This window comes from Clostridium sp. TJA085 (assembly GCF_058310235.1).
Genome location: NZ_JBZEEZ010000001.1, coordinates 1,056,987 through 1,072,852, shown reverse-complemented (window position 1 = coordinate 1,072,852; position 15,866 = coordinate 1,056,987). Strand labels below are relative to the sequence as shown.

Here is a 15,866-nt window from a genome sequence, read left to right as displayed (position 1 = left end):
TTTTAGATTTTATTATTGTCCGTTATTATTTATAGGAACAAAAACTCTTTTTGCAAGTTCATCATCCATCATATATATAGCAGCTGGATTTCCTTCTGACCTTTTAACTCTTTTTAAAAGAGAGTTGAAATTATTTTCTTCTTCAACTTGTTCATCAATAAACCAATTAAGTAAGCTCATTGTAGCATGTTCTCTTTCTTCAGAAGCAATATCAGCTAATTTATAAATTCTACTTGTAACTAATTGTTCGTGTTCGTAACCTTTTTGGAAAACATCAATTATGCTTTCAAAGTCAGCTTTAGGTTTAGGAATATTATCTAAAGTAACTTTTCCGTTCTTTTGGAATATGTAATCATAAAATTTCATTGCATGAGCTAATTCTTCTTGTGCTTGTACTCTAAAAAAGTTTGCAAATCCACTTAGATCAACTGATTCAGCATATGCTGCCATTGATAGATATACATAAGATGAGTAAAATTCAAAATTTACTTGTTCATTAAGATTATTTAATAGATTTTCACTTAACATTTGTTTCTCTCCTTTATACCTTAAAATAAAATATCACTTAATAGGTATTGTACCCCTTAAGCAGTAAATTATCAATTAAATAAAGCTTATTTATATAAAAAATTATAAATTTGGATAAATATTAAAAATGTTATATAATTTATTAAACGGTTACAATGAGGGGATTGAGAAAATGGTTATTAGTGATGAAGAAATTATTAAAAATTTAAAGTATTTAAAACTTTTATCAATGCAATATAAAACAGTTGCAGAAGCTTCAACGGAAATAATAAATTTAGCTGCTATATTAAACTTACCAAAGGGAACAGAACATTTTTTAACTGATTTACATGGAGAATATGAACCATTTGTACATGTACTTAAAAATGGCTCTGGTGTTATTAAAAGAAAAATAGATAGGGTATTTGGAAAATCTCTTATGGATAGTGAGAAAAAGAGTTTAGCAACATTAGTTTATTATCCGGAACAAAAAATAGATATAGTTTTAAGAGAACAAGAAAATATAGATGACTGGTATAGGGTTAATTTATATAGGCTTATAGAACTTTGTAGAAGTGAATCATCAAAGTATACTAGATCAAAGGTAAGAAAAGCACTACCAAAAGATTTCAGTTATGTAATTGAAGAATTATTGCATGAACAATTTTATGGTATAAATAAGCAAGAGTATTATGATGGAATAATTACAACAATTATAGATATAGGAAGAGCAAAAGAATTTATTATAGCTTTATCAAATCTTATTCAAAGATTAGTTATAGACAGATTGCATATATTAGGAGATATATATGATAGAGGGCCTAGAGCTGATATAATAATGGAAAAGCTTATGGAACATCATTCTGTTGATATTGAATGGGGAAATCATGATATGCTTTGGATGGGGGCAGCAGCAGGAGAAAAAACTTGTATGGCCAATGTTATAAGGATAGCTACAAGATATGGGAGTCTTGATACATTAGAAGACAGTTATGGAATAAATATTATGCCTCTTGCAACATTTGCACTTAAATATTACAAAGATGATCCATGTATAGAATTTATGCCAAAAGTTAGTGATGCTAGTAGGTATGGAAAGTTTGAGATGGATTTAACAGCAAAAATGCATAAAGCAATTTCAATAATACAATTTAAATTAGAAGAAAAAATAATAAAGAGAAGACCAGAATTTAAATTAGACAATAGGTTACTTTTAGACAAAATAGATTATGATAAAGGAACAATTATAATAAAGGGCAAAGAATATAAATTAAAGGATTGTTATTTTCCAACTATAGACCCTAAAAATCCATTTAAGCTTACAGAAGAAGAGGAAAAATTAATTGAAAAGTTGCAAATATCATTTGTAAATAGTGATAAATTACAAAGGCATATAACATTTTTATTTTCAAAAGGAAGCATGTATCTTACTTACAATAAAAATTTATTACTTCATGGATGTATACCTTTAAATGAAGATGGAACTTTTAAAAGCTTTACTATAAATGGTAAAAAATATTATGGAAGAAAATTATTAGAAAAATTTGATGCATTAGCAAGAGAAGGATATTTTAATAAAGTAGGAACTAAAGAAAAGTTATATGGTATGGATATTATGTGGTATTTATGGACTGGTCCTGTATCATCTTTATTTGGTAAAGAAGAGATGACAACTTTTGAAAGATATTTTATAGAAGATAAAAAAACTCATATAGAGGCTAAAAATCCATATTATGCATATAGAAATGATGAAGAGATAGTTTCAAAAATATTAAAAGAATTTGATTTAGATGTTGAAGAATCAAAGATAATTAATGGACATGTTCCTGTAAAAGAAAAGCTAGGAGAAAGTCCAATAAAGTGTGGTGGAAGAGTTTTAGTTATAGATGGTGGGTTTGCAAAAGCTTATAGAAAAGATACTGGAATTGCAGGATACACTTTAATATATAATTCTTATGGGCTTCAATTAGTATCACATCAACCATTTGAATCAATAGAAAATGCTATTATTGAAGAAAATGATATTTTATCAACTAGTATAGTTGTTGAGAGAAAACTTGATAGAAAAAGAGTTGGAGATACTGATATAGGAATGGAGCTTAAAAATCAAATAAAGGAATTAAAAATGCTTTTAGAAGCATACAGAAAAGGATTAATAAAAGAAAAAAGATGAATTCCATTAAACAAAAGTTTTTATAAGAAAGTAATAGGGTAAATATAAAAATAAATTTTAATATATAATAATAAATGGCTTAAAGATACTGTAATTATTATATAATGATATGGTACTTAAAGTAATAAAATATATTACTTTAAGTACCATATTTTTAATAGTTAAATAAGTTTTCCGTGAGATAATTCCATTTTCTTAAACTTTATTTTAAATTGCTTTTCATATTGTTTAAGGTTTCTAAGTTCTTTAGGTGTAACTAAAGAAACTGTAATACCTTTATTATTACCCCTAGCAGTTCTTCCAGCTCTATGTAAATATTCATTAGCATTAATTGGAAAGTCTAAGTTAATAATATGAGATATATTAGGGATATCTAAACCTCTTGCAGAAATATCAGAAGAAACAAGTATATCTATAGAACCATTTCTAAATTTCTCAAGAGCTTGTTGTCTTTGTTCTTTAGTAATTCTTTTATGCATAGCAAAAGCGTTTTTGTGATGATAATTAAGTTTATCAGCTATAAGTTCAACATTAAATCCGCGATTGATAAATACTAAAGTTTTAGAAGGATTTTCAGCTGCAACAAGTTTTCTTAGTACTTCTGGTTTATCTCTTTCTTCAACTTCAATATATATGTGTTCAATATTAGGATTTAAAGAAATTTTTTCTTTATTTTTAAAAATAACAGGTTCTTTCATTAAATCTTTAAGGATATCCATAGCTTTTGGACTTATAGTCGCAGAGAACACTAAAAGTTGTCTATCTCTCATAGTACTTTTAATTATATCTTGTACAGTTCTTAAGTGAGTATTATCTAATAAATTATCACCTTCATCAAGAACTATAGTTTTTATAGTATGAGCTTTAATTTTTTTCTTTTTAATTAAATCTAAAACTCTACCTGGGGTTCCAATTACTATATTAGGTTTAGCTTCTTTTAATTTTTTTATTTGTTTATCCATATTTACATCACCAATAATTGGTGTAGAACTAATATTTATATCAGAATTTTGTGCTAGTAGCTTACATTGTTTTTCAATTTGTATAACAAGTTCTCTAGTTGGAGCAAGAATCAAAACTTGAACTCCTTGAGTATTTTTATCTATTTTTTCAAAAAGTGGTGCTAAAAAAGCAAGAGTTTTTCCGCTTCCTGTATGAGCTTCACCTATAACATCCTTATTAAGTAAAATTTCTGGAATAGTTAAAGCTTGTATTTCAGTTGGTGTATCAATTGATTGTTTTTTTAAGCCTTCTATTATGTTATTGCTTAAATTCAAATCTTGAAATGTATTCATAAATTTTATCCTCCTATGTTAGATAGTCATAACTTATAGTATATACATAATATAAAGAAAAGTGTACTTAAATTATAAAATAAAACAAATAAATATTAACTCTTTAGCAAAAAAGTTAATAATAAATTAGTTGTAAATATTGATATAATTAATAATGAAAATTATATAATATATTTTATGTTTTATTAATAAAAAATTAAATATAATAGTAATTTTTTAGGAAAAAGAGGGTGGATGAGTTGAATATATTTAGAACGCAGAATATTGACAAATTTTCTGCTAATATAAAAGATTCACAAAAGCATTTAGGAACTCTTGACTTAACACTTATGAGTATTGGTTCAGTAATTGGTACTGGAGTAATGGTTCTTACAGGAATAGTTGCAGCAAAAGAAGCTGGACCTGCTGTTGCAATTTCTTTTGCATTAAGTGCTATTGCAGCAGCTTTTATAGTACTTTGTTATGCTGAACTTAGTGCTAGTATACAAAGTTCAGGAGGGTCTTATACATTTGCTTATTTAACTTTTGGAGAGGTAATAGCATTTATAGTTGGAATGTGTGTTGTAATAGCATATATTTTATCGGCTGCAACAGTTGCATCAGGATGGGGAAGTTATTTATTAAGTTTACTTGATGTAATTAATATACATATTCCAAAATCTTTTACCAATATACCATCTCAGGGAGGAATTATAAACTTACCGGCTATATTAGCTATATTATTTATAACTTTTGTTATATCTGGAGGAACAGGTTCAAGTAAGATTGTTGATAATATAATGGTATTAATAAAAATAGGTGTTATATTACTATTTTTAATAGTTGGTTCAAGGCATATGTCAGCTTCAAATTGGGTTCCTTTTGAACCATATAAAATGTCGGGAGTTATGACTGGAGCAGCTTCAGTATTTTTTGCATATTGTGGATTTGATGCAACAGCATCAGCTGCACCATATGTAAAAAATCCTAAAAAGGCATTACCAATAGGTTTATTAACATCACTTTTTGTGTGTGCAATTATTTATATAGGAGTATCATTAGTTTTAACTGGTATAACTTCATATATAAATTTAGATGTTCCAGATGCTCTTTCATACACATTAAAATTAGCAAAAAGACCGGAAACTGCATTTATAGTTTCACTTGGTACTGTAATTGGAATACTTGCAGTTATATACGCAGGAAATTTTGCAACTTCTCAAATATTACTTAAAATAAGTGAAGATGGGTTATTACCTAAAATATTTAGTAAAAAGAACAAAAAAGGTTCACCAATTATTTCATTATGGACAGTTGGTATAATTTCTTCAATTCTTGCTGGATTTTTTAATTTAAAGGATTTAGCTAACTTTGCAAGTATTGCATTTTTACTTGTTTATTCTATAGTTTCTCTTTCAGTAATAGTATTTAGGAAAAAATATCCTAACATAAAAAGAAGTTTCAAAACTCCTTTAGTACCATTTATACCTTTATTAGGAGCAATATGTTGTATAATTTTAATGATTAATTTAACAAAGATTACTTGGGTTATATTTGGAATAATTTTAGTATGTATATTAATTGTATATTTTTTATATGGAAAAAATCATTCAGAACTTAAATAAAATTATTTTATAAAGGATTGTATCAAATTAAAAATAACATTATTTGATGCAATCCTTATTAATTTTAAAAAACTTTACTATAATATAGATATAAAGGTAATTAGGAGGAATTTTTATGGCAATTAAACATGGGGCTAATTTATTTGATTTAGCAAATGAATTAGGAATTAAAAAAGAAGATTTTTTAGACTTTAGTTCAAATATAAATCCATTTGGAGCATCAGAAAAAGCAAAACAAGCTGTAATAGATAACATAAATATGGTTTCAATATATCCAGACCCAGAATATAAAGAACTTAAAAATGTAATTTCAGATTATTGTAAGTGTAATTTTAAAAATATTATATTAGGAAGTGGAGCAACTGAATTAATAGCTTCGTTTATAAAAGATATTAATCCTAAAAATGCAATGCTTTTATCTCCATCATATTCTGAGTATAAAAGAGAATTAAAAAAAATAGGCTGTAATATAATAAAATACTTTGCAAAAGAAGAAAATGATTTCGTAGTTGACTTAATTGATTTTAAAGAGAAGATAAGAAAATCAAAGGTTGATTTAATTATAATTTGTAATCCTAATAATCCAACAGGTTTTGCATTTACACAAATAGAAATAGAAGAAATTTTAAAAAGTACAAATGCATTTGTTATGGTTGATGAAACTTATATTGAATTTACTAATAAGGAAGTTTATTCATCAACTAATTTAATTGATAAATATAAAAATTTATTTGTTATAAGAGGAACATCAAAATTTTTCTCAACTCCAGGAATAAGATTGGGTTATGGCCTTATATCAAATGAGGATGTAAGAGATAATATATTAGATAAATTAGATTTATGGAATATAAATATTTTTGCAACTATCCTTGGAGAAGCTATGTTTAAAGATGAGAAGTATATAGAAAAAACAATTTTACATATGACTAATGAAAGAAATTATTTAAATAAAGAACTTAAAAATTTTAAAGATATAAAGGTATATGAAAGTAGAGGAAACTTTATATTATGTAAAATTGAAAGAGCAGATATAACTTCTGAGGATATATATGATAAGTTAGCTAATAAAGGAATAATAATAAGAAACTGTTCTTCTTTTGAAGGTCTTAATAATAAATTTTTTAGGGTTTGTGTTCTTAAGCATGATGAAAATGCTTTATTAATAAGGTATTTAAAAGAGATTCTAGAATAAAAGATTTACATGTGTAAAATTATACTTTATACTAGTGTATATACACTAGTATAGGGGGAGTATTTATGAATAATAAAATTAAACAAATGGTATATGCTGCACTTTTAATAGCACTTGCAATTATTATTCCGGTGCAATTTAGCTTTTTAAAGATTTATATACCACCATTTAGTGCTACACTTTTTGCACATGTACCTATGTTTGTAGCAATTTTAATATCACCAATGGTAGCAGTTGTTACAGGAATCGGATCAACTATTGGTTTTTTGATAGCAGGTATGCCAATGCCAGTAGTTTTTAGAGCTGCAACTCACATTGTGGTAGGATATTTTGGAGCAAAATATATTCAAAAGCATAAATCATATTTAAAAATGTCATTATTTACATCAATAATTCATGGTGGTCTTGAAGCATTAGTAGTTATACCATTTATAGGATTTGATATTTATCAATTAATAATAGTTACTGGAGTAGGAGCTGTTCTTCATCATATGATAGACAGTGCGTTAGGATATGGGCTTGTTAATGTAATGGCTAAAGGAAGAAATAAAAGTATTTATACTTTATTTGATAATGTAAAAGAAAAGAACGAAGTTGTAATGTAAGAGCTACTTTTTAAGTAGTTCTTTTTATATTAAAGTATTTTTCTTATTAATACAATTAAATATAAGAAAGTATATATTAAGATTAGTTTTTTGTTAAATTTGGAATGCGATAATAAATTTACTTTAAAATTATCTATGATTAAGTATATAATGAATATTGATACTTTTTTAGTAAATAAAATTTAGTATGAGGTAGTTATTTTGAGTAATATTATTTTAGATGAAGAAAGAAATATCTTAATAGAAAAAAGAAAATTAATAGATGAGGAGCTAAAACAAAAAGAAGAATATATAGAAGGTGTAAACAAGAAGTTTACAGAGCTTAGTAAAGCATTAAAGGGAAAGTATAATGCAGAGAAGGATACTACAGAAAAGGCTTTAAATCTAGCTAAAAAAGATATAGAAAAATATGAGGAAGCTTATAATACACCATATTTTGGTAGAGTTGATTTTAGAGAAAAGAGATCAGCTGATGTAGAACAGATATATATAGGAAAACATGGGATAAATAGCTCTGAAACTGGAGATGAAATTGTAGTAGATTGGAGAGCACCAGTTGCAGATCTTTATTATAGTGGAACTGGGGGAGAAGCATATTATAAGGCACCAGCTGGAATAATAGATGGGGAGTTATCTCTTAAAAGAAAGTTTTTATTTAATGATGAACGTGAATTGGAGAGAGTATTTGACGAGAGTATAAATGAAATAATGATAAATGGTGAAGAAGGCCAAGGTCTTGTTGATGAATTCCTTAAAATAAATCTTGAAGAAAGCAGAGGAAAAAAGCTTAAAGATGTTGTTGCTACAATTCAAAAGGAACAAAATGAGATAATAAGATGGCCAAGAAATCTTCCTATAATCGTTCAAGGTTCAGCAGGTTCAGGTAAAACTACAATAGCACTTCATAGACTTGCTTATTTAATATATAGATATAAAGAAAATATGAGTGGAGAAGATATATTGGTTCTTGCTCCAAATAAATTATTTTTAGATTATATTTCTGAAATACTACCAAACCTTGGTGCTCATGAAGTAAAACAGAGTACATTTGAGGATTTAGTAAAATCAAAGGCTAAAATTAAAAGAAAAATATATAATAAAGATGAAAAAATAAAAAACATTATGGAAGAAACTGATGAAGAGAAGAAAAAGTTAATAGTAAATTCAGCAAAACTTAGAGGATCATTAGCTTTTAAAGTAATGCTTGATAGATATATTACTTTATTAGAAAGCAAAGCATTAGATATAAAGGATATAGAAATTGCAGGTCAAGTTATTTTTACAAGAAAAGAAATAATGAAATTATATTTAAAGGATTTAAAGGCATATCCAATAAATAAAAGAAAAGATGAAATAAAAAGATATTTAAGTTTAAAACTTAAGGAAAGAATATTAGCTGTTATACAAAAGGTTGATAAAGCTTGGGATATAAAAATAAAAGATATAAAGATGGAAGAGGGGGATTCAGAAGCTAGAAGAAATAAACTTATACAAGTTTATGATGAAAGAGATAAAGTTAAAGAAAATATTAAAAAGAATGGAAAAAATGCATTAAATGAGTATTTTAAGGCATGGAGAGGAATAAGCTCAACTGACATATATAAAGGATTTTTCAATGACGAAGATCTTTTTGATATAGCAACAGATGATAAAATTCCAGAAGTTCTTGCTGATTTTATGAAAAAAGAATTTAATGAAAGATATGAAGCTGGTTTTGTAGATGAAGATGATTTAGCAGCAATATTATATATAAGAGTTTTATTAGAGGGAATAGATGACTCTGAGAAGTTTAAACATATAGTTGTAGATGAAGCTCAAGATTATAGTCCATTTCAAATTTATTTAGTAAATGAATTAGCACGAGGAAATTCTTTAACTTTAGTTGGAGATTTAGCACAAGGCATATATTATTATAAAGGATTAAAGAAATGGGAAGATGTAACAGAAGGACTTTTTAAAGGTAAAGCTACCTTTATAAGTTTAAGTCAAAGTTATCGTTCAACAGTAGAAATTATAGATTTTGCAAAAGAAGCATTAAAAGCTCAAAATTTAGGACTTAAAGATTCTATACCGGTATTAAGACACGGTATGGAGCCTAAAATAATAAAAGTAAAAGATGATATAGAAATTTCTGAAAAGGTAGATGAAATAATAAAAAAGACTCACCAAGAAGGAAAAAGTGTTGTTGCTTTAATAACAAAAGATTCGAATGAAGCTGAAAAGCTTGAGAAGATTTTAAAGAAAAAAAGTAAGAATAAGTTTCAAAGGATAAAAGGAAAAGAAAAAGAAACTAAATCTGATAACATTATAATCCCATCTTATTTAACTAAAGGATTAGAATTTGATTGTAGTATAATTTATAATCCAAGTGATAAAAATTATGATGGAAATAGTACACTAGATCAAAGATTATTATATGTTTCTTTAACTAGAGCACTTCATACAGAATATATATTAGAATTAGATAATATAACAAATCTTATAAAAAAATAAATGGGTTAAAATAAAAAAGAGTTAGAATATAAAATATCTAACTCTTTTTTAAAATTACCTATATTAGGTTTGTGTTTATAATAAAATGTATTTATAATAAGAAAAGAATATACAGTAGGAGGATAATTTAATGGAAGAAAAAGAGATAATGTCTTTTAAAGATGAAGAGGGAAATAAAGTTGATTTTGAAGCAGTAGCAAGAATATTTCTTGATGAAAAAGAATACTTACTACTAACACCAGTAGAGGAAGAAGCTGAAGATATATTTATATTTAGAATAGACAAGACAGATGATAAAGAGGAATTAAATCTTGTAGAAGATGATAAAGAATTTATCGCTGTAAAAAAAGAATATAAGAAGCTTTTATACTAAGGAGAGTGTTAATATAAATGAACGCTTTTGAAATATCACAAAGATTAGAACAAGAAGGATTAACTGAAATTGAAGAAATATTAGTAGAAGATGATAAAGTTATTTTAGAATTTTTTTATGATTTTGATAGAGAAGAGCTTAATGCTGCTAGAGCTTATGCGAATGAAGAAAGTGATTTAGAAGAAGATAGTAATGAATGGAAAGTAGATTGGTACATACCATATTTATTAGATATAGCAAGAGATAATATAGAAAATATAATTGAAGAAGTAAGTGATGAATTAGAAATTTCAGGAGTATTCCAAGAAGTAAAAATAGATGGAAATAATAATGACTACATAAAGTTTATTGCTGCGTTTTGTACAGATGACTTTGATATGGAATTAGAAGAAGTGTTAAACGATTACTTATAATAAATTAAAGGGTTTTTAAGTATATATAAAAACTACTTGAATTCAAAAAAAATTGTGATATAATTAAAACATAACATACCTGAGATGTTCGCCAAGCTTATCGTATTCAACCTACATATGAGATACGGGATTTGCGATATTATTATTGATGTCGGGCTTCAAGCATTTAGCTTCATATTATGACGGAAGATGGCAGAGAGGTAATATGAGCAGAACCCACCTGCGAGGAGCAGGTTTTGAATATATAAGCAAACGGCATGTTGGGGTGCTATATAATTACAGAAATTAATACCTCTTTTGAGGTATTTTTTTTGTACTTTTTTAAAATAAATGGAGTATCTTAACTCCATTTATTTTAAAAAAAGTTTTTAAGCTGCTAGTTTATTGAAGGTTTTTACTTTGTAATTTCTTTTGTGGATTTTATAAAGAAGACATTGGTATGTGCTTATATCTTTGTCTAAATTTTGAGAAAGTATGACAATAAGTTTATTAGAAGGATTTATAAATTTTAGTAGTAGATTTAATAAAAACTTTCTGTATTTTATTCTTTTTTTTATCTTTTTTACCGTCATAAACAACACCTCATCTGTAAAATAAATGTATTTATAGTCATATTATAACAGTTATTGGAAATAAGTAAATTAAAATAAAAGTACAAATATTTACAAAAATATATATTAAATATTATAAAAATAGAATAAAATCAGTATAAAATAGATTAATATAAGTGAATAAAATTTAATTTGTCGAAAAATAAAAATAAAATATTTATTAAAATGTAAATAAGTTGTGTAAAACTTTAAATCAATAGTTATTAAAGTTGATTAAACAGTTATTTATAGGTAAAATAAACATAAGTGTAAATAAAAAGTTTTCAAGGAGTGACTAAATTAATGAATACTAAAGATATGAATGTAGATGAAATGAAGATAGATGATGTTATAGAGAAAATAAATGAAATATATAAAAAAAGTAAAGAAGAAGGATTAACAGAAGACGAAAAAGAATTACAACAAAAGTTAAGAAGAAGATATATAGATAGTGTTAAAGCTAATTTTAAGGTTCAACTTAGTGGGATAGAGCCTAAGAAAAAGAAATAAAGGGTGATTGTGATGGCGGTAACTGTTGAAAAGTTAATTAAAGATTTTAATTTGGAGGTTTTAGTAGAAGGCAATCCAGAAGAGGTAATAAGTGTAAGTGATGTAAATAGACCTGGACTTCAGTTATCAGGTTTCTATAATTATTTTACTCCAGAGAGAATACAAATTATTGGAAAAGCTGAGTGGAGCTTCTTAGATGATATGCAAGTTGAACTAAGAAGAAAAAGACTAAAAAAATATTTTAGTTTTAATATGAAATGTGTAATTATAACAAGGGGAATTGAACCACATGAAGAACTAATAAAATATGCACAAAAACAAAATATTTGGGTTTTAAGAAGTAATTTAGTTACAACTAAGTTTATTAGTAAACTTACAGTATATATGTCAGATAAACTTGCACCTGAAACTAGACTACATGGAGTTTTGGTAGACGTTTACGGAATTGGTATACTTATAACTGGTGAAAGTGGAATTGGCAAAAGCGAAGTTGCCCTTGAGCTTATAAAAAGAGGTCATAGATTGGTAACAGATGATGCTGTTGATATAAAAGAAACCGATGGGGAGCTTATAGGATCATCACCAAGGATAACTATAGGAATGCTTGAAGTTAGAGGTATAGGAATTATTGATGTATCAGCATTATATGGCTTAAGTTCAATACTTCAACAAAAGGATATAAAACTTGTAATGCATTTTGAACATTGGAAAAATGATGGAGATTATGATAGACTTGGAACTGACTATGAATATATGGATATTCTTGGTGTTCCTGTTAGAAAACTAACTGTGCCAATAAGACCAGGAAGAAATATTGCTGTAATAATTGAAGCAGCGGCTGTAAACTTTAGGTATGCACTTATGTCTAATGAAACACCAGTAGATATAATTGAAAGTAGAATGGGCGAAATTAGTGATTAAGATTAGTATTAAATCTACTTGTTAGATAATAATATTATATAAGCAAGTTAATAAAAAGGGAGGCACTAAAAATGAGCAAAAACGCTTGGGAAAAATACGATGAAAAAGGCATAAAGGAAATTTTTGAATTTAATGAAGGATATAAAGAATTTATGTCAAAATGTAAAACAGAAAGAGAATGCGTTAATGAATCAATAAGAATCGCAAAAGAACATGGATTTAGAGATTTAGAAGATGTAATAAGCTCAAATGAAACTTTAAAACCAGGAGACAAGGTATATGCTAATAATATGGGGAAAACATTAGCATTATTTGTAATAGGAAATGAGAAAATGGAAAAGGGTCTTAAAATACTAGGAGCACATATTGATTCACCTAGATTAGACTTAAAACAAAATCCTTTATATGAAGATACAGATTTAGCATTATTAGATACTCACTATTATGGTGGAATTAAGAAGTACCAATGGGTTACTTTACCACTATCTTTACATGGTGTTGTAGTGAAAAAAGATGGAACTAAAATAAATGTAGTAGTTGGAGAAGAAGAAAATGATCCTGTAGTTGGTATTTCTGATCTTTTAGTTCACCTTTCATCTGATCAAATGACTAAGAAAGGTTCAAATGTAATTGAAGGAGAAGATTTAAATGTATTAGTAGGAAGCATGCCTTTAAAAGGAGAAGAAAAGGATGCTGTTAAAGCTAATATTTTAAAAATACTTAAAGAAAAGTATAATTTTGAAGAGGAAGACTTTTTATCAGCAGAAATAGAAGTTGTTCCAGCAGGAAAAGCTAGAGATTATGGTTTAGATAGAAGTATGATTATGGCTTATGGACATGATGATAGAGTATGTTCATATACATCATTATTAGCATTAACTGAGGTAGAAAAGATAGATAAAACTTGTGTATGTTTACTTGTTGATAAAGAAGAGGTTGGAAGTATTGGAGCAACAGGAATGCAATCAAGATTTTTTGAAAATATAGTTGCTGAAGTTATGGATAGAGTTGGAGATTATTCAGAAATAAAATTAAGAAGATGTTTAACAAATTCAAAAATGTTATCATCAGATGTTAGTGCTGCATTTGATCCAAATTATCCATCAGTTATGGAAAAGAAAAATTCAGCGTATTTTGGAAAAGGAATTGTATTTAATAAATATACAGGAGCTAGAGGAAAATCAGGATGTAATGATGCAAATGCTGAGTATATGGCAGAACTTAGAGCAATTATGGAAAAACATGATGTATCATTCCAAACAGCAGAACTTGGTAAGGTAGATCAAGGTGGCGGTGGAACAATCGCTTATATTTTAGCTCAATATAATATGAATGTAATTGATTGTGGTGTTGCACTTCAAAATATGCATGCTCCATGGGAGATTGCTTCAAAGGTTGATATATTTGAAACTAAAAAAGGATATGTAGCTTTCTTAAAAGAAGCTTAGAATTTAATAAAAGGTACAGGTTATTAAAAATAACTTGTACCTTTTTTATTTTATTAGTTCATTATTTAAAAATTAATCATAAAATATATTAATGAAATAAAAGATAAATAATAAATTAAAGAATTATTAAAAGGCACCTCTTAATTTAAATAAGAGCATCTATATCTTGAATAAAGAGTAGGTGCTCATTTAATTTAATTAAAATTTAGTGCTTTTAAAAATTTAGATAAATCTTCTTCTGGAAGTTTCATATCACCTATATCACCGTGACGATCGTCATTTATAAAATCCCCATGACAATCAGAACCAGCTGTTATTAAAAGATTATTTTTTTTAGCAAAACTTATTAAATATTTTTCTTGTTCTTTTGAATTTAAATAATATATTGCTTCGATTCCATCTAATTTAAATTTTAAAAATTCTTCTAATGGAGTATTTTTAATTAATATAGGATGAGCTAAAACTGTTATAGCATTGAATTTATGAAGTATTTCAATACCTTCTTCTAAAGAAATTTTAGTAGTTGGAATATAAGCGGGTTTATCTTTGCCTATAAAGTTATCAAAAATATAATCTTGAGTATATGGATAACCAGCATCTATTATAGCTCTAGCAATATGAGGTCTTGCTATTATATTTCCTCCTAATTCTAATACTTTATTAAAATCTATATTTATGTCAAATTTTTCTTTAAGTTTTTCTATCATATTTTTTGCTCTTATAATTCTTCTATTTTTAATTTCATTTAATATATTTGATAATTCTTGAGATTTATAACTATCATCTTTAAAAAATCCTAATAGGTGAATACTTTCATTATTATAATTACAAGAAAGTTCTATGCCAGGAATTAATTTAATATCTTTATCATTAGCTACAGATATTGCTTCAATAATTCCATCTACAGTATCGTGATCAGTTATTGCAAGTATTGAAACATTATTCTTTTTTGCTCTATCAATAACATTTTTTGGACTCAGTATACCGTCAGAAAAATTAGTATGTACATGAAAATCTGTTCTTTTCATAAATTTCAAATCCCTTCAATCTAAAATATTTTTTCATATAAGAAGCTGTGTTATAATTTAAAATAAATATTATAAGTATTGTAGCATAATGATAGTATAAATGTAATAAAAAATATGAAAAATGGTGGTTATAATATGTTGATAATGATAGATAATTATGATTCATTTGTGTATAACTTAGTTAGATATTTTAATGAGTTAAATGAAGAGGTACTTATTTTTAGAAATGATGAAATAAATGAAGATTTAATTAAAAATTTAAATCCTAATGGTATAGTTATATCACCTGGACCTAAAGCACCAAAAGATGCAGGGGAAGTGCTTAACATAATAGGTAAATTTAAAGGGAAGCTTCCTATTCTTGGTATATGTTTAGGTCATCAAAGTATAGGAGAGTATTTTGGTGGTGAAATTATAAAAGGAAAAAGACCAATGCATGGAAAAATTTCAAAAATAATTACTGATGGGAAAAATATATTTAAAAATATTCCTAAGGAATTTAATGTTACTAGATATCATTCTCTAGTTGTAAATGAAGAAACTTTACCAGAAGAATTAGAAGTAACAGCAAGAGCTGTAGATGGAGCTATTATGGGAATTAAACATAAACATTATAAAATATATGGTGTTCAATATCATCCAGAAGCAGTTTTAACTGAATATGGATATGAGGTTTTAAATAATTTTATAAAAATATGTAAGGAGGGAAAATAG

Annotated in this window: 14 protein-coding genes and 1 other RNA gene; 12 read left to right on the top strand and 3 right to left on the bottom strand. The window is 26.4% G+C overall.

Annotation, left to right across the window (positions count from 1 at the left end):
* Positions 1-12: 12 nt before the first annotated feature.
* On the bottom strand, positions 13-528 hold the full coding sequence (locus AC4FQW_RS05525; RefSeq protein WP_303129322.1) for a ferritin: 516 nt from the start codon (positions 526-528) through the stop codon (positions 13-15).
* 172 nt (positions 529-700) lie between these two features.
* Between AC4FQW_RS05525 and AC4FQW_RS05520 the strand changes: the two genes are divergently transcribed.
* On the top strand, positions 701-2,680 hold the full coding sequence (locus AC4FQW_RS05520; protein WP_491147730.1) for a fructose-1,6-bisphosphatase: 1,980 nt from the start codon (positions 701-703) through the stop codon (positions 2,678-2,680).
* Between the two features lie 161 nt (positions 2,681-2,841).
* Here the strand turns inward: AC4FQW_RS05520 and AC4FQW_RS05515 are convergent, their stop codons facing one another.
* Complete coding sequence (locus AC4FQW_RS05515; RefSeq protein WP_491147728.1) at positions 2,842-3,975, bottom strand: DEAD/DEAH box helicase; 1,134 nt, start codon at positions 3,973-3,975, stop codon at positions 2,842-2,844.
* A 230-nt stretch (positions 3,976-4,205) separates the two neighbouring features.
* On the opposite strand from AC4FQW_RS05515, the gene AC4FQW_RS05510 reads away from it, so the two are divergent.
* From AC4FQW_RS05510 to AC4FQW_RS05465, 10 genes are all read left to right on the top strand, one after another.
* Positions 4,206-5,579, top strand: coding sequence for an APC family permease (locus AC4FQW_RS05510; protein WP_491147726.1), 1,374 nt, complete (start codon positions 4,206-4,208; stop codon positions 5,577-5,579).
* Between the two features lie 115 nt (positions 5,580-5,694).
* On the top strand, positions 5,695-6,771 hold the full coding sequence (locus tag AC4FQW_RS05505; protein WP_491147725.1) for a pyridoxal phosphate-dependent aminotransferase: 1,077 nt from the start codon (positions 5,695-5,697) through the stop codon (positions 6,769-6,771).
* A 65-nt stretch (positions 6,772-6,836) separates the two neighbouring features.
* Positions 6,837-7,376 carry an ECF transporter S component gene (locus tag AC4FQW_RS05500; protein ID WP_303129331.1) on the top strand — a complete coding sequence of 180 codons (540 nt, stop codon included), beginning with the start codon at positions 6,837-6,839 and terminating at the stop codon, positions 7,374-7,376.
* A 201-nt stretch (positions 7,377-7,577) separates the two neighbouring features.
* On the top strand, positions 7,578-9,869 hold the full coding sequence (helD, locus tag AC4FQW_RS05495) for an RNA polymerase recycling motor HelD (protein WP_303129332.1): 2,292 nt from the start codon (positions 7,578-7,580) through the stop codon (positions 9,867-9,869).
* Positions 9,870-9,999: 130 nt separating this feature from the next.
* Entirely contained in the window at positions 10,000-10,242 is a 243-nt protein-coding gene (locus AC4FQW_RS05490) for a DUF1292 domain-containing protein (RefSeq protein WP_491147724.1), read from the top strand.
* Positions 10,243-10,259: 17 nt separating this feature from the next.
* Complete coding sequence (locus tag AC4FQW_RS05485; RefSeq protein ID WP_491147722.1) at positions 10,260-10,655, top strand: hypothetical protein; 396 nt, start codon at positions 10,260-10,262, stop codon at positions 10,653-10,655.
* 73 nt (positions 10,656-10,728) lie between these two features.
* Positions 10,729-10,925, top strand: a non-coding RNA gene (gene ssrS, locus AC4FQW_RS05480) — 6S RNA.
* A gap of 638 nt (positions 10,926-11,563) precedes the next feature.
* The gene (locus AC4FQW_RS05475; RefSeq protein WP_491148163.1) at positions 11,564-11,755 is read left to right on the top strand and encodes a DUF896 domain-containing protein; all 192 of its coding nucleotides are present in this window, start codon (positions 11,564-11,566) and stop codon (positions 11,753-11,755) included.
* A 12-nt stretch (positions 11,756-11,767) separates the two neighbouring features.
* Positions 11,768-12,676, top strand: a complete 909-nt coding sequence (hprK, locus tag AC4FQW_RS05470; protein ID WP_303129385.1) for an HPr(Ser) kinase/phosphatase — start codon at positions 11,768-11,770, stop codon at positions 12,674-12,676.
* Between the two features lie 71 nt (positions 12,677-12,747).
* On the top strand, positions 12,748-14,124 hold the full coding sequence (locus AC4FQW_RS05465) for an aminopeptidase (protein ID WP_491147719.1): 1,377 nt from the start codon (positions 12,748-12,750) through the stop codon (positions 14,122-14,124).
* Positions 14,125-14,318: 194 nt separating this feature from the next.
* Here AC4FQW_RS05465 and AC4FQW_RS05460 read toward each other — a convergent pair whose 3' ends face one another.
* The gene (locus AC4FQW_RS05460; RefSeq protein ID WP_491147717.1) at positions 14,319-15,152 is read right to left on the bottom strand and encodes a PHP domain-containing protein; all 834 of its coding nucleotides are present in this window, start codon (positions 15,150-15,152) and stop codon (positions 14,319-14,321) included.
* 135 nt (positions 15,153-15,287) lie between these two features.
* Here AC4FQW_RS05460 and AC4FQW_RS05455 point away from each other — a divergent pair, with 135 nt between their 5' ends.
* Positions 15,288-15,866, top strand: coding sequence for an anthranilate synthase component II (locus tag AC4FQW_RS05455; protein WP_491147715.1), 579 nt, complete (start codon positions 15,288-15,290; stop codon positions 15,864-15,866).